Raw genomic sequence first — 22,160 nt, 5'->3', positions numbered from 1 at the left:
ACAATTTAACTCGTATAATGTATCATTCAAGCATGAGAAAGGAGAGTTGACTATGCAGGAGATAGCACAGCGGTTAAAGAGTTTACGGGAAAGCGTCAATCTGTCCCAAGCCAAATTAGCCGCGCTGATGGGCGCGACACAGGCCAGCGTGAACCGATACGAAAACGGGCAATCTTCCCCGCCGCTAAAGATTTTACAGTGGTATGCTGATTTCTTCGATGTTTCTATGGACTATATTTTTGCCCGGACGGATCAGCCAGAGGGTAGGCTATACGAACACAAGCCGAAAGTTTTAGAGGCCGTCACACAGGAAAACAAAGAACTCAGGCAGTTTGTAGATATGTGCTTTGACCCAGCTTCCCCAGTCAGTGAAAAGCTACGGGAAGTTTTGACCAAGCTGTTGGAGGAACAAAGCAAATAGCGGGTGTTTCCCCTTGCAAATGATATTCAAAAATCCCCGCCCGTCAAGGTTAAAATGAACTGGCTTCGCCAGACCTTGACAAACGAGGATTTTTGAATCGGAGGACATCAAGGGCAACGCCCCCCGGTAAGGCGGGCAAGCCGCCCACAAAATAACGAAAGGTTGTGCAGATATGAAAGCAGTCATTTATGCCCGGTATTCCTCCGACAGCCAACGCGAGGAAAGCATAGAAGGCCAGCTCAGAGAGTGCAAGGAGTATGCCGAACGCAACGGAATAACGGTTTTAAGCACCTATATTGACCGGGCTTTGTCCGCGAAAACCGATAACCGCCCGGACTTTCAGCGCATGATTAAGGACAGCGCGAAAGGGCTTTTTGATATTGTCCTTGTGTGGAAGTTGGACAGGTTCGCCAGAAACCGCTATGACAGCGCACACTATAAAGCCATCTTGAAGAAAAACGGCGTCAAGGTGGTGTCGGCAAAGGAGGCCATAGCCGAGGACAGCACGGGCATTTTGCTGGAAAGCCTATTGGAGGGCTACGCCGAGTTTTATTCCGTAGAATTATCTGAGAAGATACACAGGGGACAGAAAGAAAACGCACTAAAGGGGCTGAACAATGGCGGCGGCATCCCGCTGGGCTATGTGCTGGGAAGCGATAAACGGTTAGCGGTTGACCCCGTGACCGCGCCCGTGGTGTTGGAGATCTTCACCCGCTATGCCGAGGGTGAAACCGTTCGGGCAATCGTGGAATCCCTGAACGAGCGCGGCTTGCAGACCAAGAGAAACAAGCCGTACAACATGAACAGCTTTAACGCCATTTTGAAGAACAGGAAGTACATAGGTGAGTATAAATATCAGGATGTGGTTATCCCCGGAGGTGTTCCCGCTATCGTTCCGCAGGAACTCTTTGACAGAGTGCAAAAGCGTATAGAGAAGAACAAGCGCGCCCCGGCTATGAGCAAAGCCGACGAGGTTTTTCTGCTGACAACAAAGCTGTTTTGCGGTAAGTGTGGGCGGCTCATGGTGGGCGAGAGCGGCACCAGTCACACAGGAAAGAAGCACTATTATTACAAATGTGGGAGCGCGAAGCGGAAAACAGGCTGCACAAAAAAAGCGGTCAAAAAGGACTGGATAGAAAATCTGGTAATTGAGCGCACAAGACAAATTCTGTTTGATGATAAAACGCTGGACGCAATCGCAGACATGGTGCTTGACGTTCAAACACGGGAAAATACTTCCCTACCTGTCCTAAAAGAACAGTTAGCACAAACGGAACATGGCATACAGAACATATTGAACGCCATACAGCAGGGCATTTTCACTCCATCCACCAAACAGCGGTTAGAGGAATTGGAGGAAACTAAGGAGCGATTGACAGTCAGCATCTTACAGGAAGAATTGCAGAAACCGCACCTTTCCAAAGAGCAGATTTTGTTTTTCCTACACCGGTTCCGCGCCATTGATACCACCAATGAGGAACATCGGCAGCGACTGATTGACAGTTTTGTAAATGCGGTTTATGTATACGATGATAAAATCATCTTGACATTTAACTATCAGGACGGGACAGAAACCATCACTTTAGACGATATAAGCGGTTCGGATTTGGGAGCAAGTGCTCCACCAAAACTAGAAATCGCTGCAGTTTTTACTGCGGCGATTTCTCATTGGATCGCCCCATCAGCTCTGCCGGTGGGGCGCCCCGTAAAAAGAGCTTTAATATCAAACATCGAGTGAAGTGAGCCGCTAACATGAACCTTCCACTAATAGAAATCTGCTATTAGAACGGTGATTGCCCGTTTACGGGCTGTATGGCAAGTGATGCAAGCGGAATAAATTTCCATGTGTCTTGAGACGCTTGCCGGTAATAGGCCCTTATAGGGCCTACGCAAGCCTCCGGCTTAACCGGCGGTTATGGCTTGCCCACAGACGGATTTTGCTTTGATTATCGGAAGGATTCCTCGTACGGAGAATCCTCTTTTGTTTATTGCAGCGCAGATCATGGGGCCGCACTCTTCAGCATCCTGTCCAGTCCCCAATGGCTGGAATCTGCTCACAGACATGTGCCGGGGCGGCGGACTGTTCCAGCTTGACCTGGAAGGGACGTCAAGCCAGAGAAGAAGCTTTTTATAATTCCGGCAGTGCCCCGCGGCGGTTGGTGGAAGAGTGGCCTGCTGCTTTGGGATTCGGATCGCTGATAACGAATTTTCCGCTCACCGATGCGCAGTTTTCATGCCGCAAAGTCCGGACCCTCCCGCCGGAAGAACAACCGTCTGCCCTGGCGGCTGGCTCTTATAAGAAATACCATACGCTTCTTCCGCCGTGCGTATTGAGCCGTTTAGGGCGGCAGAGCGGTTTCTTCCCACGAAAAGCGGCTTGCCTTGCGGGACATACTGCGCTGCAAGGCGGCGGAAAGGGGGTCCCTTTGTCGGGACGCGAGAGAACAAAACAGCCCCCCTTCGGAATGCCCGAAGGGGGGCTGCGGATCTATCAGAGCTGCTTGACCGTGTAATACACCGCCAGGGCAAAGACCACTATGGCCAGGGCCCACATGGCGTAATAGGCGATGGTGCTGCTGAACAGGGCGATGGCCAGCGCCACGACGGACAGGCCGCAGGCCGCATAGATGGGCATGGGATCCGCGCCGGCAGTCAACACCTGAAGATTGCCCAGCTTGCCGCCATTCTTGTCCGCCTTGTTGGTGAGGAAAGCCGCTACGATCAGCACCACGATATAGACTACCGCAGCGATCCGGACATAGGTACCCAGGAAGATGCTGTCCAGCACCCGCCGGCAGACCCACAGGGCGATCAGGGAGGCACCCAGGATGGTCAGGGACCAGGAGCACTCCCGGTCGTACAGATTCCACAGAATGCCCAGCAGCATGACCACCGGAACCACCACGCACAGGAAGGTGAGAGCGGAGTCGTAGAAGGTGCGGATCATCCAGGCGGAACCGCCCAGGAAAACGCCGGCGGCAAACACCGACCAGCCGATCCAGCGGCGCTTGGTTTGCTGGCGCCAGACGATGCCCAGGACCAGACCGATCACAGCCACTGTCGCACCCGCGGCCATCAGATAGGGCAGTGCGGCGTCGCATGCGAGAAGCTCATTGGCGGTGCCGTTCACATAGAAGCGGCGGATGACCAGCAGATAGATCTCCGCCACGCAGCCGGCCAGAAAAAACTTGAGCGCGTTGTGCATGGGCTCGTTCCGCTTTACCGGCTTGGATTTACTGACAGGATTTTTGGACATATAGGACAACCTCCAGGGTGTTTGTTCCGAAAATAGCCGCGGGAAAACATGCGCTTCCGCTGGCATACTATGATAGTATAGCAGATATTTCGCGCCTTTGCAAGGGGAAGGAGCCAGACTTTTCCCTTTTTTCCAACAGGAGTCAGGATTGCCGGTTGAGATTTGCCCGGGGGCGTGGTATACTCCTCTATTATGAGATTTTTTGCGAAAAATACTGATGACAAGAGGAATTTGCTTATGAAACGTTTGGGCGCACTGCTGGCGTCACTGCTGCTGGCGGGGAGCCTGACCGCCTGCGGCGGCACTGCGGCGCAGGAGATGCAGAGCATACAGGTCTTCGCCATGGACACGGTGATGGGCCTGCGGGCCTGCGGCGGGGAGACGGAGGCGGCGCTTGCGGCGGCGGAAGACGAGATCTACCGCCTGGATGAGGCGCTCTCCCGCACCCGGGAGGACAGCGCAGTGTCCCGGTTGAACAGCGCGGCGGGGGGGACGCCGGTGGATGTGGGGGAGGAGCTTCGCGACCTGATTGCCCGGGCCCTGGATTTCAGCGCTGCCACAGACGGGGCCTTTGACATCACCCTGGCGCCGGTGTCCTCTGCCTGGGGCTTTACGGAGGACACCTACCGGGTGCCGGAGGACGCTGAACTGGCGTTGCTGCTGCCCTGCGTGGGGGCGGAGCATGTCCACCTGGAGGAGGGGACTGCTGTCTCGCTGGACCAGGGCACCCAGATTGACCTGGGAGCCATTGCCAAGGGGTATGCCAGCGACCGGATGGCTGCGATTTACCAGGAGCACGGCATCACCCACGGCATCGTGGACCTGGGTGGGAACACCTGGGTCTGCGGCGGGAATCTGGAGGGAGAGCCCTGGCAGATCGGCATTCAGGACCCGGCCCGGCCCGCGGGGGCTTTGGCGGGGATCCTAGAGGCGTCGGACGCCTTTGCCGTCACCTCCGGCGGCTATCAGCGGTATTTTGAGGAAAATGGACAGGTCTATCACCATATCATTGATCCTGCCACCGGCCGCCCGGCGGAGAGCGGACTTACCTCCGTCACCGTGGTGGCGGATGGGGCCGCGGGCAACGGCACGATGTGCGACGCCCTCTCCACGGCCCTGTTCGTCATGGGGGAGGACCGGGCGCTGGAGCTCTGGCGCAGCGGCGTCTATGACTTTGGCCTGATCTTGGTGACAGAGGACGGCCGGCTGCTGGCGACTGCGGGCATCGCGGACCGGTTCCGGCCGGACGATTCGGCGGGGTATGCGTATGAAATCGTCTCCTAAGCTGCGGCCAAACGGCTGGGATGCGTTGGCGGCGGCCGCTGTGCTGGCGCTGGCGGTGGCCTGCGCGGCTCTGTTCTGGACTGGGGGAGAGGAAATAGGCCCGCTGACGGCGGTAGTGTCTGCGAACGGCGAGCCGGTGGATCGGGTGGTGCTGGCGGACCTGTCGGGACCGGAGGAGCGGACCTATACGTCCAACGGCTACACCCTCCGGGTGGCCTTTGGGCCAGAGTCTGCCCAGGTGACGGTGTCCGACTGCCCCACCCAGGACTGCGTCCACATGGGGGAGATCACCCGCGGGGGACAGAGCATCGTGTGCCTGCCCGCCCGGATCGTCGTGCAGCTGGAGGGCGGCGCGGCGGCGGATGACGGCGTGGATCTGGTGATCGGATAAGGAGGCGCCATGAAACTGACGACGAGACAGTTGACGCTGTGCGCGGTGCTGACGGCCATGGCGCTGGCGCTCAGCTATCTGGAGAACTTCTTCCCCTTGTCCCTGGCCATCCCCATTCCGGGGATCAAGCTGGGACTGGCCAACATCGTGACGCTGTTCGCCCTGTACGCCCTGGGACCGGGGCAGGCGCTGCTGATCCTGCTGGCCCGGTGCCTGCTGGGGGCGGTCTTTGCAGGAAACATGAACGCGCTGATTTTTTCCCTGCTGGGGGGCGTGACGGCCATGGGGGTGATGATCGCCCTCTCCCGGCTGAAGCGCCTCTCCGTCTACGGAGTGTCTGTGGGCGGAGCAGCGGCCCACAACTGCGGCCAGGTGGCCGCAGCCGTGCTGACGCTGGGCAACACGGCGCCGCTGTACTACCTGCCGGTGCTGCTGGGGGTGTCCCTCTTTACCGGGGCATTGACGGGGCTGATCGCCGCCTGCCTGTTCCGGGCGCTGGCACATACAAGACTGTGGGGGGTGTGAGCGGATGGACAAGCGGGATCAGAGCAAAAAGGACGAGATCATCCTGCGGCAGCTGGAGGTGATCCGCTCTATGACGGAGCACAACCTCAGCCGCATGGGCGCGGACTTCTGGGGCACTCAGACACCGGAGAAGCATGTGCCTGCGGCTCCGTTGCCGGAGAAAGAAAAAAGGACCCCGCCGGCAGACGGCGGGGAGAAAAAGGCGCCAGAGGCGGCAGAACAGAAACAGGAAGACACCGCCAAAGCTCCCCCCAAAGAGAACATCGAGGATCTGCAGAAGGAGCTGGACAGCTATGTGGGCCTCAGTGCGGTGAAGCGGGAGGTGAAAGACCTCATCAATCTGGCGGCGGTGGAGCGTCTGCGCCGGCAGCACGGCCTGCCTACAGCGGACATGAGTCTCCACATGGTGTTTTCCGGCAATCCCGGCACGGGAAAGACCACCATCGCCCGGCTGATGGCACGGGTTTACCACAGCCTGGGCATCTTGTCCAAGGGGCAGCTGGCGGAGGTGGACCGCAGCGGGCTGGTGGCGGGCTACGTGGGACAGACAGCCATCAAGACCCGGAAGGTCATCGACTCCGCTCTGGGGGGTGTGCTGTTCATCGACGAGGCATACGCCCTCAACGGCGGCGGGGCCAACGACTTCGGCCAGGAGGCCATCGACACGCTGCTGAAGGCCATGGAGGACCACCGGGACGACCTGGTGGTGATCGTCGCGGGCTACGACGGGCTGATGGACGAGTTCATCCACTCCAATCCGGGACTGGAGTCCAGGTTCAACCGCTTCCTCCACTTTGCAGATTACACGGCGGAGGAACTGCTGGCCATCTTCCGGATGCAGTGTGAAAAAGGGTGCTACATTCTGGAGCCGGAGGCGGAGGCGCCGCTGCGCTCCCTGCTGGAAAGGCGGATGGCGGATGCGGCCTCCTTCGGCAACGCCCGGGGCGTGCGAAACCTGTTTGAGCAGATCCTGGTCCGGCAGGCGGGCCGTCTGGCGGGACAGGCGTCCGTCAACCGGGAGGACCTGACGCGGATCACCGCCGCAGATGTGGAGGCAGTGGGCCGGGCAAATGATTTGGAGGCGAAAGAGCGTTGAAGGTTTTGATCTTACATCCCAGCAGCCGATATGACCGGTATCTGCCCGATATTCCCGCTGCGGGGCGGATGGAGCTGGTGTTCACGGACCGGGAGGGGCCGGAGGAGCGCTGGCTGGCAGCTGGCGGCGATGCGGAGGCTTTGGTGGCCGCACCGGTGACGCCGGTGACAGAGGAACTGATCGCCCGGATGCCGCATCTCAAGCTGATCCACAGCGACGGGGTGGGCTACGACCGGATTGACCTGGCGGCGGCCCGGGAGCGGGGCATCTATGTGTGCAACTGCGCCGGGTGCAACGCAGGCCCCGTGGCGGAGCTGGCGGTGACGCTGATGAGCATGCTGCTGCACCGGACGCTGTGGGGAGACCGGATGGTGCGGGCCGGGCAGCAGCATGAGGCGGTGAACGAGCTGGCGGCCCATGTGCCGGAAGATCTGTCCACCTGCCGGGTGGGGCTGGTGGGCTTCGGCGCCATCGGCCAGGCTACGGCGCAGCGGCTGCGGGCCAACGGCAGCGAGGTGTTTTACTACGCCCGGCACCGGCAGGATCCGGCTGTGGAGGAGGCGTGCGGCGCCCGGTATCTGCCCCTGTACGAGCTGGCGGAGACCTGTGACATCATCAGCCTCCATCTGCCCGCCACGCCGGAGAGCACCCACCTGCTGGACCGGGCGTTCTTCGGCCGGATGCGGCCGGGGAGCTATCTGGTGAACACCGCTCGGGGCGCGGTGATCGACGATGCGGCCCTGTGCGAGGCTATCCGCTCCGGCCGTCTGGCGGGGGCGGCGCTGGACGCCTATGACCCGGAGCCTGTGACGGCGGAGCACCCGCTGGTGCGGCTGGCGGCGGAGTGCCCGGACCGGCTGATCCTCTGCCCCCACCAGGGCGGGATCAGCCATGCGGCGTTCCGGGAGGCCGCGCGGATGGTGTTTGCGGATCTGGAAAAGCTGATGGACGGCAAGCGTCCGGAACGGGTGGTCAACGGCCTGTAACTGGCGCTGATGGAGATTAAGAGGCCGGAAGAGGAGAGGCACTATGCGCGTACCAGAGCACTGCACAGCAGATGCGGGGATGTTCTTCGACGGCCATCCGGCGGAGCTGGCGCTGTATGAAGCGCTGTTCCGGCGGATGGACGGGGCGTTTCCGGAGGGAACCGTCAAGGTGCAGAAAAGCCAGATCAGCTTTTACGGCCGGCATCTGTTCGCTGTGGCATTCTGCCGGTGCGGCGGAAGGACTGGCCGAAGATGTGCCTGATGGTGACCTGTTGGACTGCCGTACCGGCTGGACTCACCCCGGTGGCGGCGGCCTCGGAGCCGTATCTGCCGCTGGACCCACCATGTCTTGGTGACAGAGGCGGACCAGATCGACGAAGAGCTGATGGGCTGGCTGCGGGAGGCATGGGACTTTGCGGAGAGCAAGCGATGAGATACACACGGGAAGAGCTGGCGGAGGCCCGGCGATCCATCGACTCCACCCTGCGCAAGTGTGAGAAGGCGCTGGAGAAGCTGCGACCGGGCACGTCGCCCCACACGCTGACGGTACGGCGCATCCGGGCGTTCCGGATCGCCTTGGCGCTGATCGACCGGGAGATGGACGGGACGGAGATTCCCGGTTCGGAAGGGAAGGAGGACCTATGAGCCGCTATGCCTACGGATACTGCGGGATGCCCTGCGCACTCTGTACCCGCTGCCGGACAGAGGGAAGCAGCCGGTGTCCCGGCTGCTCCTGCGACGGATACTACACCGTGCCCTGCAAGGTCCACCGCTGCGTCCGGGAAAAGGGACTGGACCACTGCGGACAGTGCGGGGACTTCCCCTGCCCGAAGCTGGGGAAGATGGGGGATTTCCGGGACCTGGATACGGGCCGCGTGAAGGAGCGGACCTGCCGGGCCGTGGCGGCGGAGGGCCTGCCCGCCTGGCTGGCGGAGTATGAGGAAAAGGCGGACCTGCTGACGGTGGCGCTGGAGCGGTACAACAACGGCAGGATGAAGCGGTATCTCTGCGAGCTGTTCCTGCAACAGGACCTGGACACCCTGCGGCGGATCATGGCCCGGGCGGAGGCATTGGAAGGAGCGGATTCCAAGGAGCTGGGCCGGGCCTTCCAGGCGCTGGTGGGGGAGATGCTGGAATCGTGAGCGGGGCGCTGAACAGAAAAAAGCCACCGGAGCATTTGCTCCGGTGGCTTTGATGTTCGCTTATTCCAGCTCGAAGGCACCGGTGTACAGCTGATAGTACAGTCCGTGCTGGCGGATCAGATCGTCGTGGTCGCCCCGCTCCACGATCCGGCCGTGGTCCAGCACCATGATGGCGTTGGAGTTGCGGACGGTGGAGAGCCGGTGGGCGATGACGAACACCGTCCGGCCATACATCAGGGAGTCCATGCCCTGCTGAACGATGGCCTCCGTCCGGGTGTCGATAGAGCTGGTGGCCTCATCCAGGATCATCACCGGCGGGTCTGCCACGGCTGCCCGGGCAATGGCCAGCAGCTGCCGCTGGCCTTGGGACAGATTGGCGCCGTTGCCGGTGAGCATGGTGTCGTACCCCTGGGGCAGGCGGCGGATGAAGTCGTCGGCATTGGCCAGGGCGGCGGCCGCCTCCACCTCTTCATCCGTGGCATCCAGATTGCCGTAACGGATGTTCTCCCGGACGGTGCCGGTGAAGAGGTTGGTGTCCTGCAGCACGATGCCCAGGCTGCGCCGCAGGTCCGGCTTGCGGATGTTGTTGATGGAGATGCCGTCGTAACGGATCTTACCATCGGCAATGTCGTAGAACCGGTTGATCAGGTTCGTGATGGTGGTCTTGCCGGCGCCGGTGGCGCCCACGAAGGCCAGCTTCTGGCCGGGCTTGGCAAAGAGGCTGATGTCGTGGAGGATGGTCTTGCCCTCCTCATAGGCGAAGTCCACATGGTCGAACCGCACGTCGCCGGAGAGCTTGATGAGGTAGTAGTCCTCGCTCTCGACATTCCGGACCGGGCCCAGGATGGGGCGGTAGAAGGCCTTGCCGTGCCCCTGGTATTTCCAGGCCCAGGCCTCGTCTTTTCCAGCTTCGGGGGCCTTCAGCTCCGTGAAGGAGCCGTCCGCCTCTTCCCGCACAGGGACCATCACCATGTCAGTGCTGTGGGGGACCCTCCAGGCCCAGAGGTTGGTGCGCTTCTCGGACTCCTCCAGTTGGTGGCCCTCTTTGTCATAGGACACGTTTACCAGCGTCACAGTGCCGTGGTCCTCCTCCGGCTCCTCGTCCATCAGGGCGAAGATCCGCTCCGCGCCGGCCAGGGCCATGATGATGGAGTTGAACTGCTGGGAGATCTGGTTGATGGGGTTGGAAAAGCTCTTGGACAGCTGCAGGAAGCTGGCAATAACGCCCAGGGTGATGGTGGTGTCCACCCCGCTGAGGGCCAGAGCGCCGCCCACCATAGCCACGATCACGTACTGGACATTGCCGATGTTCACCATGATAGGCATCAGGATGCTGGCGTAGGTGTGGGCTTTGTCCGCGCTGTGGAACATTTCGTCGTTGACCCGGTCAAAGCCGTCCTGGGCCTCCTGCTCATGGCAGAAGACCTTGACCACTTTCTGACCGTTGATCATCTCCTCGATATAACCGTTGAGGGCGCCCAGGGTGCTCTGCTGGCGGAGGAAGTAGCGGCCGCTGCGGCCGGCCAGGAACCGTGTCACCACCAGGGCGAAGCAGACGCACACCAGGACCACAACCGTGAGCAGGGCGTTGGTGAACAGCATACCCAGGAAGGTGACCAGAATGGTCATGGAGGAGTTGATGACCTGGGGGATGCTCTGGGCGAACATCTGCCGCAGGGTGTCCACATCGTTGGTGTAGACGCTCATCACGTCGCCGTGGGCGTGGGTGTCAAAATACTTGATAGGCAGGGTCTGCATGTGGCCGAACAGGTCGTCCCGGATGGTTTTCTGTACGCCCTGAGACACCACGATCATGTTCCGGTTATAGGCGTAAGCGCACAGGGCACCCACCAGGAACAGGCAACCCATCATCACCAGGGCCCGCACCGGGCCGGAAAAGTCTGGATCCGCCGCACCCAGCAGGGGGGTGATATAGTCGTCGATCAGACTGCCCAGAAACAGAGAGCCCGCCACGTTGGCGATGGCACTGACCAGAATGCACACCAGAACAATGATGAGGCGGGCCTTGTACCCCCGTTTGATATAGCCCATCAGGCGGCCGACAATGTGCCGGCGATGGCCGGGCGCCTTGGCGCCGCTGCGGATCTGCTTACTGCTCATTGTCACTGCCTCCTTTCATTTGGGACTCATAGGTCTCGCGGTAGATATCACAGGTTTTCAGCAATTCGTCGTGGGTACCCATGGCCACGATCTGTCCGCCGTCCATCACCAGGATCTTGTCGGCGTCCTCAATGGAGGAGACCCGCTGGGCGATGATGAACTTGGTGGTATCCGGGATCTCCTCCAGAAACGCCTTGCGGATCAGGGCGTCGGTCTTGGTGTCCACGGCGGAGGTGGAGTCGTCCAGGATCAGGATCTTGGGGTGCTTCAGCAGGGCCCGGGCGATGCAAAGCCGCTGCTTCTGCCCGCCGGAGACGTTGGAGCCGCCCTGCTCGATATAGGTGTCGTACTTGTCGGGGAACTCCTGGATAAAGGAGTCCGCCTGGGCCAGCTGGCACATCCGGACCATCTCCTCGTCAGTGGCGTCCTTTTTGCCCCAGCGGAGATTATCCTTGATGGTGCCGGAGAACAGCACGTTCTTCTGCAGCACCATGGCCACCTGGTCCCGCAGGGCGTCCATATCATAGTCCCGGACGTCCGCGCCGCCCACCAGGACGCGGCCCTCAGTGGCGTCGTACAGACGGGGGATCAGCTGGACCAGGGTGGTCTTGGAGGTGCCGGTGCCGCCCAGGATACCTACGGTCTCACCGGACTTCACCGTGAGGTTCACGTTCTTCAGGCACTCCTTGCTGGGGTCCTTGGCGTAGGAGAAGCTGACGTTCTCAAACACCACGGAGCCGTCCTTGACCTCTTCGATGGGCTGGGAGCCGTTCTTCAGATCGCTCTCCTCGTTCAGGATCTCTGTGATCCGCTCTGCGGAGGCCCGGGCCATGATGATCATAGTCAGTACCATGGAGAGCATCATCAGGCTCATCAGCATCATCATGATGTAGCTGAACATACTGGTCAGCTGGCCGGTGGTCATGCTGCCGCCCACGATCAGGTTGGCGCCGATCCAGGACACGGAGATCATGCAGGCATACACACAGATCTGCATCAGAGGCATATTGAAGGCCAGGATGCGCTCCGCCTTGGAGAAGTCCATGTAGATCTCCTGGGAGACCTTGCCGAACTTCTCTACTTCATGGTCCTCCCGAACAAAGGACTTCACCACCCGGATGCCCAGCAGGTTCTCCTGCACCACGTTGTTCAAGTGGTCATAGCGCTTGAAGACCCGTTCAAAAATGGGGTGGGCCCTGGTCATGATGAGCGCCAGGCCGATGCCCAGGATCGGGATGACCACCAGGAAGATCAGTGCCAGCTTGGGGTTGATGCGCAGGGTGAGTACCCAGGCGCAGATCAACATGATGGGGGACCGGACCGCGATACGGATGACCATCATAAAAGCCATCTGGACGTTGGTCACGTCTGTGGTCAGGCGGGTGATGATGCCGCTGGTGGAGAACCTGTCAATGTTGGCAAAGGAGAACTTCTGGACATTCCGATACATCTCCCGCCGCAGATTCCGCGCGAAGCCCGTAGAGGCCTTGGCGCCGAAACGGCCGGACAGTCCGCCGCAGATCAGCGCCAGAACAGCCATTCCCACCACGGTGAGGCCGTAGGCGGCAATATGGTGCATGCTGCCGGCCTTGACCCCCTCGTCCAGCAGCTTGCCGGTCATCAGGGGGATCAACACGTCAAACGCCACTTCGCCGATGACGAAGATGGGCGTCAGGATGGTGGCTGGCCAGAACTCCTGAATACAGCTGGCCAGGCTCCTTTTTTTCTTCATAGAATACCTCCTTGTGTCTTTGCTGTGCCGGGGGAAGCGATTGAGCCGCTTCCCGGCGGGGCCCGGTTGGTCAAATGAGATTTTGCTTCAGCTTTTCCGCGATGGCCAGGAACTGGTCAATCTCCTCCTGAGAGATGCCTCTGGTCAGCGTCGCCTCTGTGGCGGCGATCCGCCGCTCTGCCTCCTGATTCAGCGCCTGCGCCCGGAGTGTGGGCGTGATCCGCTTCATCCGGGCGTCCCTGACCCCCATAGAGCGCTGGACGAGGCCCTCGTCCTCCAGCCGCTTCAGCAGCCGGGAGGCGGTGGAGCTGCGGATGCAGAGGGCGCGCTCCAGATCCTTTTGATAGATTTCCCGGCCCTGGCTGTGGCAGAGATAACCGATCAAAACGCCCTCGATCTCCGTCAGCATGCTCTGGGGATGGTCGGCAGGCCCCCAAAGCCGTCTGCGCAGGAGATTGGACAGTGCCTTGATCTCATACCCGACGTACCGCTCATGCTGCATGGAAACACCTCCTCCAACTGAACAGGATTATATTTTAGTTAGCAAACTAGCAAATGCCAAGAAGCAATCTGCCAAAATTTCTACGGGTCTTGCTTTAAAATTCGGCAGGCACCGAAAGAGAAGGAGGCGCCCCACACCGAAGGGCGGGGCGCCTCTGAAAAAACGGTTGGAGGCTGCTGTTCAGCGGCCGCCCCGGGGGCGGTCCGGCAGGAAACAGAGGCAACCGGCCTGACGGCTGGCGTTCAGGTCGATGAGCCGCTGGTTGGAGCTGCCCCGGAACCGGAGGGTCAGGTCCTTCAGCTCCTCTACGAAGCGGCCGTCCACCAGCACATCCAACAGGGAGAGCATCTCGTCTGTCACCTCGCAGCGGGGATGAGTGCCGTCCGAGGTAAGCTCCTCATAGGTGAAGCCGGAGAAGCCCCAGATGGTCTTGTCCGGATACATCTGCCGGACCCGCCGGAGAAAGGGCACCAGGGCCCGCTGGTTCTCCGGTTCAAAGGGCTCGCCCCCCAGCAGTGTCAGGCCGTTGATGTAGACAGGGGAGAGCAGGGAGAGCAAATAATCCTCCGTCTCGGTGGTAAAGGGCTGGCCGTAGCAGAAGTCCCAGGTTTGGGGCTGAAAGCAGTTCTTGCAGTGATTGGTGCAGCCGGAGACGAACAGGGTGACCCGCACTCCCTCGCCATTGGCAATGTCGCAGTTTTTGATCTCACCATAGTACATGGCGGTCCTCCTGCTATTCTTCAAAATGGGCGCCCGCAGGCGCCCATTTGAGTTTGATCGTTTTTCCCGGGGACATGCGCCTCGGGAAAAACACCGCTCAGTTTGTAAGTGTGCGAGCGAAGCGAGTGCGCGCACAAACTGCAATCTCTTCGTTCAAAAGGCTTTGCCTTTTGAACGAAATATTTTACAGGTGCAGCACCCGGTCCCGGATCTCCTGAGTCCGGCCCTGGTTCCAGAACTGGGTTCCGATGTAGCCGCAGGTCCGGCGGGCCACATTCATCTTGTCCTGGTCTGTGTTGCCGCACTGGGGGCACTTCCAGATCAGCTTGCCGTTCTCCTCCGCGATCTGGATCTCGCCGTCCCAGCCGCACACTTGGCAGTAGTCGGACTTGGTGTTCAGTTCGGCGTAGATGATGTTTTCATAGATGAACTTCATCACCTGGAGCACCGCCTCCAGGTTGTTCTGCATGTCCGGCACCTCCACGTAGCTGATGGCGCCGCCGGGAGACAGGGCCTGGAACTGGGCCTCAAACTTCAGCTTGTCGAAAGCGTTGATATCTTCTGTCACATGGACGTGGTAGCTGTTGGTGATGTAGCTCTTGTCAGTGACGCCCTCGATGATGCCGAAGCGGCGCTGCAGGCTCTTGGCAAATTTATAGGTGGTGGACTCCAGAGGCGTACCGTAGAGGGAGAAATCGATATCGCTCTCCTCCTTCCACTTCCTGCAGGCGTCGTTCATGTACTGCATCACCTGCAGGGCGAAGGGGGTGGCGGAGGGGTCCGTATGGCTCTTGCCGGTCATGTACTTCACGCACTCGTAGAGGCCGGCGTAGCCCAGGGAGATGGTGGAGTAGCCGTGGTAGAGCAGCTTGTCGATGGTCTCGCCCTTCTTCAGCCGGGCGCAGGCGCCGTACTGCCACAGAATCGGGGCCACGTCGGAGAGAGTGCCCTTCAGCCGGTTGTGCCGGCACATCAGGGCACGGTGGCACAGCTCCAGCCGTTCGTCAAAGATCTTCCAGAACTTGTCCAGGTCGCCGCCGGAGGACAGAGCCACGTCAGGGAGGTTGATGGTCACCACGCCCTGATTGAAGCGGCCGTAGTACTTGTGCTTGCCAGGCTCATAATTGCCGGCGTTTGCGATGTTGCCGATGCCGGCATCTGTGAAGCGGTCCGGCGTCAGGAAGGAGCGGCAGCCCATGCAGGTATACACATCGCCCTTCAGCTCCAGCATTTTCTTGGCAGAGATGTAGTCGGGCACCATCCGGCGGGCGGTGCACTTGGCCGCCAGCTTGGTCAGGTAATAATAGGGGGAATCCTCGTGGACGTTATCCTCCTCCAGCACATAGATCAGCTTGGGGAAGGCGGGAGTGATCCACACGCCCTTTTCGTTCTTCACGCCCTGGTAGCGCTGCTCCAGGGTTTCCTCAATGATGAGGGCCAGATCCTTTTTCTCCTGCTCATTCTTGGCCTCACCCAGGTACATGAACACCGTCACGAAGGGGGCCTGGCCATTGGTGGTCAGCAGGGTCAGCACTTGGTACTGGATGGTCTGGACGCCGCGGCGGACCTCATCCCGCAGACGGGTCTCCACCAGCTCCTCGATCTTCTCCCGGGTGGGCTGGATGCCCAGGGCCTCCATCTCCTGCTCCACCAGCCGGCGGATCTTCTTCCGGCTCACATCCACGAAGGGGGCCAGATGGGCCAGGGAGATAGACTGCCCGCCGTACTGGTTGGAAGCCACCTGAGCGATGATCTGAGTGGCAATGTTGCAGGCGGTGGAGAAGCTGTGGGGCCGCTCGATCAGGGTGTCCGTGATGACGGTGCCGTTCTGAAGCATATCCTCCAGATTCACCAGGTCACAGTTGTGCATGTGCTGGGCGTAGTAGTCCGAGTCATGGAAGTGGATAATGCCCTCCCGATGGGCCTCCACGATGTCGGCGGGCAGCAGCCGCCGCTCAGGTCCCACCTGCTGGCCGTAGTCCCGCTGGGTGGAGTTCACCACCGGGTTCTTGTTGGAGTTCTCCTGCTTGGCCTCCTCGTTGCAGCACTCGATGAGGCTGAGGATCTTCTCGTCGGTGGTATTGCTCTTGCGGACCAGAGAGCGGACATAGCGGTAGGTGATGTAGTTCTTGGCCACCTCATAGGCCCCGTGAGCCATGATCTGGGACTCCACCAGGTCCTGAATCTCCTCCACAGAGGGGGAGCGGTTCATCTTCTGACAGCTGAGTTCCACGGACTCCGCGATCCGCTGGATCTGGACCGGGGTCATCCGGGCGTCCTCCTCGATAGTGTTGTTGGCCTTGGTGATGGCGGCGATGATCTTCGTGATGTCGAAGATGACCTCCGTGCCGTTCCGCTTCATGACTTTCATGGGACTCTCCGCCTCTCTTGTAGAATCAATCTCAATTGTAATATATCTAGTAAGCATTGTTATCATACCACACTAGATATGGGATGAAAAGTTGCATTTACCATAGTGTCTTCCAAAATTCGGCGGGGAAATTTGTGCGTTCCGGAGAAAAGCTGTCGATGCGGAAAAACCGCCCCGTGCGGCAGGGCGCGGAGCGGTCGGGATCCGGAGAACAGTTAGGTCAGCTCTGTGTATTTGGCGGCGCTGCCCCGGGCCTTTTCCACCGGGTACTTGGCGGCGTTCTGATCCACCTTGGCGTTCAGGATCTCATCCAGATCCAGGCTGCACACATCGGCCATCAGGACGCAGTAGCTCAGCACATCCGCCAGCTCCTCCCGGATGCGGCCCAGCTTGTCCCGGCATTCCAGGTCCGCGCCGCTCCACTGGAATATCTCCAGCAGCTCCGCCGCCTCCAGGGACAGGGAGATGGCCAGGTCCTTGGGGGTGTGGAACTGCCGCCACTCCCGGTCGTCCCGGAACTGGATCACCCGACGGATCGTCTCATCCCGCAGCATGGATGTCAACTCCTTTTCCATAAAATCAGGATTCACTCCGCCCGGACAGCCCAGCGCAGCTTGGTGGAGTGGGCCCGGGGGTTCCGGCGGCACTCCTGAGGGGAGGGACGGGTGACCTCCTGGGCGATGTCGCTGTAAAGCCCCTCCCGGTACTGCTGGCGGAAGGCCTGCTTCACCAGCCGGTCCTCCCCGGAGTGAAAGGTGAGGATGGCCGCCCGCCCGCCGGGCTTCAGCACATGGGGGAGCTTTTCCAGAAAGGCGTACAGCACCTCGAACTCGCTGTTCACGTCGATCCGCAATGCCTGGAAGGTCCGCTGGCAGGACTTCTTCACCGCCTCCTTCCGCTCCCCGGCGGGGAGGAAAGACAGCGCCCCCTCAATGAGGGCGTACAGCTGGCGGGTGGTATCCACAGTGCCGCCCCGGCGGAACACCTGAATGACGGCCTTTGCGATGCGGTCCGCGTAGGGCTCGTCGGAATTTTCCACCAGCAGGTTCTCCAGCTCCTCCTGGTCCAGCTGCCGCAGCCGCTCCGCCGCGGTGACGCCGGAGGAGGGGTCCAGCCGCAGGTCCAGGGGACCGTCCTGCTTGAAGGTAAAGCCCCGGGCCGGGTCGTCGATCTGCATGGAGGAGACGCCTAAATCCGCCAGCACGAAGTCGAAGAGCACGCCGGGAGCCACCTGGTCCACGTCGGCGAAATTCCGATGCTGGATGGTGAGGAGCTCCGGCCCGAAGCCCGCAGATGCCAGCCGGGCGCGGGTCTTTTCCATCTCGATGGGGTCCACGTCCGTGGCATATAGGTGTCCTTGCCCCTGGAGCTGTGCCAGCATCCGGCGGGTGTGGCCGCCGTAGCCCAGCGTGGCGTCGTAGCCGGTCTGGCCCGGCTGGATCTGAAGGACCTCCAGGATCTCGTCTACCAGAATGGGGATGTGCATCCCTGCCGGGGTCTTGCCGCTCTCGATGATCTTTTCTACATCGGAGCGGTACTTCTCCGGGTCATGCTCTTTGTACTTCTCCTGAAAGGTGCGGGGGTGGGTGCCCTTGTACCGGGGGCGGCGCTTGTGCTCCTGCTCCATGGGATCAACTCCTTCTCTGAACCGCTATCATATCACAGCCGCAGCCAAAAGAAAAGTCCCGCCGCATTGACAGAGCGGCGGGGACCGGATACAATAGACATTCAGCAAGGAGGCAGATTTTTATGGTAACTTTGGCACAGCGCATTGAGGAGCTGCGGACCGCCAGGGGCCTGAGCCGTCCGGCTCTTGCCGCCGCCCTGGGCTTCCCCCGCACGGCGATTGAAAAGTTTGAGACGGGCCGCCAGACCCCCACCCAGGACCAGCAGAACAAGCTGGCGTCCTACTTCGGCGTGTCCCTCTTCTATCTCCGGGGAGAGACCAACGACACCACCCAGATGTCCGACTGGATGGACGGGGCGTTTCTGGACGAGCCCGCCCCGGTTCCGGCCCCCAGGCGGGCGGCAGTGAAGCCGGCGGTGGCGGCGTCCTCCGGCGGGGAGGGCGGCACCATGTTCGACGCGTTCCTCACCAGCAAGAAATTCCAGGAGGCACTGCGCACCGCGGTGCTGGATACTCTCCGCACGCCGGAGGGCCAGGAGCTCCTGACCAAGGCCATCCGGAAAGAGCTGGCGAATCGGCAGAAGTGATGTGCGGCGGCGAAAGGGGCGGGGGATCGTGATCTCCCATCCTGTGTGTGCTCCGGGTGTATGGGGGAGGCGAAATACGGCCGGAGAGAAAATCCGCGGAACGCTTGCCAACATCCGTTGCGCATAATACCATACAGAAATCAGGAGGGAACTGACGGATACAGACTGGGGGGCAGGCTCAGATGAAGAATGTTCTGTATATAATCAAAGTGGTGGCACTGGCCTGTGCGGCCGGAGTGATTATGACGATCCTGGGGGCTTTTCCGCCTCTGTCGTTCCTGTATAACTGGCTTGTGGGCCACGGCCTGCAAAATGTATGGGTTGGACTGATGGCCGGTGTCATCGCCATCTGCGTGTCCCTGTACAATATGCACCACGCGAAAAAGAAACGGAAGTGAGCGATTTGCGCTCAGTCCGGCTGAGAGGCTTGGATGCTCTGACCAATCAAAAGAGCCGCGGGAGTTTGATCCCGCGGCTCTTCTTGCGCGTTTACAGGCTCTTGATGAACTTCTCGATCCGGTCCAATCCCTCTTTCAGGTCCGCGTCGGAGTAGCAGTAGCTCAGGCGCATGAACCCCTCGGTGCCGAAGTGGATGCCGGGGATGACGCCCACCAGGCCCTCCTTCAGCATCCGGGTGCAGAAGGTGTTGGAGTCCATGCCGAACTTCCGGATGTCCACAAACATGTAGAAGGCGCCCTCCGGCTTCTCCACGTCCAGGCCCATGTCCACCAGGCGCTGGTAGACGTAGTCCCGGCGCCTGCGGAAGATCTCCACCACATCGCTGGTGTCCGTCTCCAGGGCCGTGACGCAGGCCCGCTGGACAAAGGAGGGCACGGAGGTGACACAGTACTGGTGGAACACCTGGATCCGGTCCATCAGCTTGGCGTCCGCCATGCAGTAGCCCAGGCGCCAGCCGGTCATGGCATAAGGCTTGGAGAAGCTCTGGACCACAATGATCCGGTCCCGCATGTCCTGGTACTCAGCAAAGCTGTGGTAGTCCTCACAGTAGGTCAGAGTGCGGTACACATCGTCGCACAGGACAAAGATGGGCTTGTCCTGGAGGATGGCGTGGACGGCGTCCAAGGTCTCCTTGGTGTAGACGCAGCCGGTGGGATTGTTGGGGGAGGTCAGGATGATGGCCTTGGTCCTGTCGGTGATGGCGGCCTTCAGCTCCTCCGGCACGATCTGGAAGTGGTTGTGCTCTGTGGGCAGGGAGACGGGCACACCGCCCTGCAGCTGGACCAGCGCCTCATACAGGCCGAAGGCAGGGGTGGGGATGATGACCTCGTCCCCTGGGTTCAGGATGGTGGAGAAGGAGGCGAACAGCGCCTCCGTGGCGCCCACCGTCAGGATGATCTCACTGGGGGCGTAGTGGAGGCCATGGGCCTCAGCCTCGAATTTGGAGATGGCCTCCAGCGCGTAGGGATAGCCGTTGCCGGGGGGGTAGTGGGTATCGTTGGCGTCCAGAGCGGCCTTGGCGGCCTCCTTGATGACGTCGGGGGTGTTCAGATCCGGCTCGCCGATGGTCAGGGCGCAGGCGCCGGGGGTATCCCGCACCAGATAGGTGAACTGCCGGATGCCGGACAGCTCCACGCCCATAACGGCATTGTTCAGAGTCAGGTCCATGGATTTTCACGCTCCTTTTTGTTCATGAAATTCAGTATATCCGGATAAAAAAGGGATGTCAACGGCAGTTTCCACAAAAAGGGAGGCACCGAAAAGAAAGCGGCCCCGCCGCAATCTGCGGCGGGGCCTGCTGGGAGACTGCATTTTCAGGTGGGCTGATTGGAAGAGGCAGCATCTTCTGCCGGCTGGCCCGTTTCGGCGGGGGCATCAGCTGGCGCCTCCTCCGGGGTGAAGGTCACGGGGGTCTCTCCGGCCCGGGCGACGGAGGTGCCGGAGAGAATGCCGCCGCCCTCCCCTGCGGTGTAGGCGATAGTCACCTGATCCCCGGCATTCAGGATCACCGCCAGGGGGTTCTCCGCGGCGTTGACGGCGTAGAAGGTGTCCTGTCCCTCCAGCCGCAGGAAGTAGTAGGAATTGCCGTCCAGCACAGCGGTGCGGATCTCAGCGATGGCGCCGCTGATCTCCTCCTGGTCAGAGGGAACAGCCTCCGCATCCCCGTCGGAGATGAGGCCGCTGTCGGCCAGTGCCCGGCGGTAATTGGCCTCGCACTCCGCTACGGTGCTGCCGGTCTCTACAATGTTGTACTGCTGGACGTTCACCATGGCGTACATCTTCACCAGACCGTCTTCACCCTTGAGGGACATGAAGTAGGTGGGCTGGTCGGCGATGTTCAGCAGCAACGGGAAGGTGGCCACGTAACGCATCTGCTGGACCTGACTCATGGCGCTGGCCTGCGCGGACGCCTCTGTGGCGCCGGCGACAGAATAGAAGTGCGTCTCCTTGGTCCGCTGGTTGGAGAGGATGAATCCGATGTTGGACTGGTCGGATGTCACAGAGGTGACACCGGTATACATATACACGTCATCCCCGATGGCAATATAATTGTAGCCTTCTGTGGTGTGCGTCACATCCCGCTGGCCGAAAATGGAGTTGATAAAGCCGTTGTGGTACATTCCGTAATAATCGTACTGCTCCATAATCAGATTCGCGTCATAGACGTGGTCCACCCAGTTGGGGACCTCCTCATAATACTGGCTCTCCCCGGTAACGGCGTTCACCAGAACGGCCCCCTGGATGTCCGTGCCGCCGAAGAGGCCGATGGTCTTCACCATGCGGGGGCAGACCCAGTAGGGCTCGCCCTCTTCATTGATCTCAAACACCGGATCGGCAAACATATATGTGGGATAGTGGAACCGCAGGTGGCGGGGCAGATACCGCCCGAAATGCTCGGCGGTGGTATATTTCATCCCCTCGTCCAGGCGGACCACTTCCGCCTCCTGGGTCACCATGTCGATAATCAGATAAGCGGGCAGGCCCGCGGAGCGGTTGGTGAACCACTTGACCAGATCTCCATAGGCCAGGGAAGTCACGCGCACCGGGCGACCCTGGTAGTTGATCTGGGTGTAGGAGGGCAGGATCTCAAACTGGGAGACCATATCCGCCAGTTCGCCCAGTTTGCGGCTGCCCAGGCGCGCGGCGGAGTCTTCGTCCAGCATGGGGATCTGATTGTAGGAGATCTCCTCCACCTCGGAAGCAAAATCACCATCTTTGATGGAAAGCAGCTTGCTGTAGCTTCCGGCCCGGATTACCACCCAAGAGGTAAGGCCGCCGATGATGATGGCGGCGATCAGAGCCACCAGGACCAGGAAGGGGATGGTGCACTGCTTTTTCACAAAGCCGAAGTACCCCTTCACGCCCTCCCCCTGAAAGCCGGAGGTGAGCACGGCGCACACGCAGTACACCGCGCACAGCAGGAACACGAAGACATAGAAC

Annotated in this window: 23 protein-coding genes; 13 read left to right on the top strand and 10 right to left on the bottom strand. The window is 60.5% G+C overall.

Annotated elements, in window-relative coordinates; translation table 11 throughout:
• Window positions 1-52: 52 nt before the first annotated feature.
• Window positions 53-421: a helix-turn-helix domain-containing protein gene (locus ACLTXB_RS12615; RefSeq protein WP_156621168.1), complete on the top strand. Its 369-nt coding sequence runs from the start codon at window positions 53-55 to the stop codon at window positions 419-421.
• Between the two features lie 172 nt (window positions 422-593).
• Window positions 594-2,159 carry a recombinase family protein gene (locus ACLTXB_RS12610; RefSeq protein WP_317336188.1) on the top strand — a complete coding sequence of 522 codons (1,566 nt, stop codon included), beginning with the start codon at window positions 594-596 and terminating at the stop codon, window positions 2,157-2,159.
• A 753-nt stretch (window positions 2,160-2,912) separates the two neighbouring features.
• Here ACLTXB_RS12610 and ACLTXB_RS12605 read toward each other — a convergent pair.
• Window positions 2,913-3,677, bottom strand: a complete 765-nt coding sequence (locus ACLTXB_RS12605; RefSeq protein WP_287225913.1) for a hypothetical protein — start codon at window positions 3,675-3,677, stop codon at window positions 2,913-2,915.
• Window positions 3,678-3,914: 237 nt separating this feature from the next.
• Here ACLTXB_RS12605 and ACLTXB_RS12600 point away from each other — a divergent pair, with 237 nt between their 5' ends.
• Genes ACLTXB_RS12600 through ACLTXB_RS12560 form a run of 9 tightly spaced genes read left to right on the top strand, consistent with a single transcriptional unit; the run spans window position 3,915 to window position 9,101 of the window.
• A complete protein-coding gene (locus ACLTXB_RS12600) occupies window positions 3,915-4,961 on the top strand; it encodes an FAD:protein FMN transferase (protein WP_317336186.1) in 1,047 nt (348 codons plus the stop codon).
• Window positions 4,945-5,352, top strand: coding sequence for a NusG domain II-containing protein (locus ACLTXB_RS12595; protein WP_021748624.1), 408 nt, complete (start codon window positions 4,945-4,947; stop codon window positions 5,350-5,352). The genes ACLTXB_RS12600 and ACLTXB_RS12595 overlap by 17 nt, the downstream gene beginning before the upstream one ends.
• A gap of 9 nt (window positions 5,353-5,361) precedes the next feature.
• Window positions 5,362-5,877, top strand: a complete 516-nt coding sequence (locus tag ACLTXB_RS12590; RefSeq protein ID WP_119310700.1) for a Gx transporter family protein — start codon at window positions 5,362-5,364, stop codon at window positions 5,875-5,877.
• 4 nt (window positions 5,878-5,881) lie between these two features.
• Complete coding sequence (locus tag ACLTXB_RS12585; RefSeq protein ID WP_287967284.1) at window positions 5,882-6,973, top strand: AAA family ATPase; 1,092 nt, start codon at window positions 5,882-5,884, stop codon at window positions 6,971-6,973.
• Window positions 6,970-7,959: a 2-hydroxyacid dehydrogenase gene (locus tag ACLTXB_RS12580; RefSeq protein ID WP_287225923.1), complete on the top strand. Its 990-nt coding sequence runs from the start codon at window positions 6,970-6,972 to the stop codon at window positions 7,957-7,959. The genes ACLTXB_RS12585 and ACLTXB_RS12580 overlap by 4 nt, the downstream gene beginning before the upstream one ends.
• Window positions 7,960-8,002: 43 nt before the next feature.
• Entirely contained in the window at window positions 8,003-8,221 is a 219-nt protein-coding gene (locus ACLTXB_RS12575) for a hypothetical protein (RefSeq protein ID WP_428227244.1), read from the top strand.
• A gap of 15 nt (window positions 8,222-8,236) precedes the next feature.
• Entirely contained in the window at window positions 8,237-8,392 is a 156-nt protein-coding gene (locus ACLTXB_RS12570; protein ID WP_428227247.1) for a DUF5655 domain-containing protein, read from the top strand.
• Entirely contained in the window at window positions 8,389-8,604 is a 216-nt protein-coding gene (locus tag ACLTXB_RS12565) for a hypothetical protein (protein WP_273481971.1), read from the top strand. The genes ACLTXB_RS12570 and ACLTXB_RS12565 overlap by 4 nt, the downstream gene beginning before the upstream one ends.
• A complete protein-coding gene (locus ACLTXB_RS12560) occupies window positions 8,601-9,101 on the top strand; it encodes a DUF3795 domain-containing protein (protein WP_025544884.1) in 501 nt (166 codons plus the stop codon). The genes ACLTXB_RS12565 and ACLTXB_RS12560 overlap by 4 nt, the downstream gene beginning before the upstream one ends.
• Before the next feature lie 60 nt (window positions 9,102-9,161).
• Here ACLTXB_RS12560 and ACLTXB_RS12555 read toward each other — a convergent pair whose 3' ends face one another.
• The 7 genes from ACLTXB_RS12555 to rsmH all read right to left on the bottom strand — a co-directional run bounded on the left by ACLTXB_RS12555 (window position 9,162) and on the right by rsmH (window position 18,174).
• Window positions 9,162-11,222 carry an ABC transporter ATP-binding protein gene (locus ACLTXB_RS12555; RefSeq protein WP_412261592.1) on the bottom strand — a complete coding sequence of 687 codons (2,061 nt, stop codon included), beginning with the start codon at window positions 11,220-11,222 and terminating at the stop codon, window positions 9,162-9,164.
• Window positions 11,212-12,954, bottom strand: coding sequence for an ABC transporter ATP-binding protein (locus ACLTXB_RS12550; protein ID WP_412261590.1), 1,743 nt, complete (start codon window positions 12,952-12,954; stop codon window positions 11,212-11,214). The genes ACLTXB_RS12555 and ACLTXB_RS12550 overlap by 11 nt, the downstream gene beginning before the upstream one ends.
• A gap of 70 nt (window positions 12,955-13,024) precedes the next feature.
• Window positions 13,025-13,456, bottom strand: coding sequence for a MarR family winged helix-turn-helix transcriptional regulator (locus ACLTXB_RS12545; protein WP_021748615.1), 432 nt, complete (start codon window positions 13,454-13,456; stop codon window positions 13,025-13,027).
• Between the two features lie 180 nt (window positions 13,457-13,636).
• Entirely contained in the window at window positions 13,637-14,176 is a 540-nt protein-coding gene (nrdG, locus tag ACLTXB_RS12540) for an anaerobic ribonucleoside-triphosphate reductase activating protein (RefSeq protein WP_021748614.1), read from the bottom strand.
• Between the two features lie 184 nt (window positions 14,177-14,360).
• Window positions 14,361-16,547, bottom strand: a complete 2,187-nt coding sequence (nrdD, locus tag ACLTXB_RS12535; RefSeq protein ID WP_428227243.1) for an anaerobic ribonucleoside-triphosphate reductase — start codon at window positions 16,545-16,547, stop codon at window positions 14,361-14,363.
• 215 nt (window positions 16,548-16,762) lie between these two features.
• Window positions 16,763-17,122: a nucleotide pyrophosphohydrolase gene (locus ACLTXB_RS12530; protein WP_287966869.1), complete on the bottom strand. Its 360-nt coding sequence runs from the start codon at window positions 17,120-17,122 to the stop codon at window positions 16,763-16,765.
• Window positions 17,123-17,133: 11 nt separating this feature from the next.
• Entirely contained in the window at window positions 17,134-18,174 is a 1,041-nt protein-coding gene (gene rsmH / locus ACLTXB_RS12525) for a 16S rRNA (cytosine(1402)-N(4))-methyltransferase RsmH (protein WP_287554016.1), read from the bottom strand.
• A 122-nt stretch (window positions 18,175-18,296) separates the two neighbouring features.
• On the opposite strand from rsmH, the gene ACLTXB_RS12520 reads away from it, so the two are divergent.
• Window positions 18,297-18,761, top strand: coding sequence for a helix-turn-helix domain-containing protein (locus ACLTXB_RS12520; protein ID WP_021748609.1), 465 nt, complete (start codon window positions 18,297-18,299; stop codon window positions 18,759-18,761).
• A gap of 182 nt (window positions 18,762-18,943) precedes the next feature.
• Window positions 18,944-19,159, top strand: coding sequence for a hypothetical protein (locus tag ACLTXB_RS12515; RefSeq protein WP_021748608.1), 216 nt, complete (start codon window positions 18,944-18,946; stop codon window positions 19,157-19,159).
• Between the two features lie 91 nt (window positions 19,160-19,250).
• Here the strand turns inward: ACLTXB_RS12515 and ACLTXB_RS12510 are convergent, their stop codons facing one another.
• The gene (locus ACLTXB_RS12510) at window positions 19,251-20,387 is read right to left on the bottom strand and encodes a pyridoxal phosphate-dependent aminotransferase (protein WP_287966867.1); all 1,137 of its coding nucleotides are present in this window, start codon (window positions 20,385-20,387) and stop codon (window positions 19,251-19,253) included.
• A gap of 146 nt (window positions 20,388-20,533) precedes the next feature.
• Window positions 20,534-22,160 (bottom strand): CvpA family protein (locus ACLTXB_RS12505; protein ID WP_428227242.1); only part of this gene is annotated, 1,627 nt, incomplete at its 5' end.

The organism is Flintibacter sp. (assembly GCF_046973065.1).
Note: the sequence above shows the minus strand (reverse complement) of the source record. Positions and strands in the feature narration are given on the sequence as shown.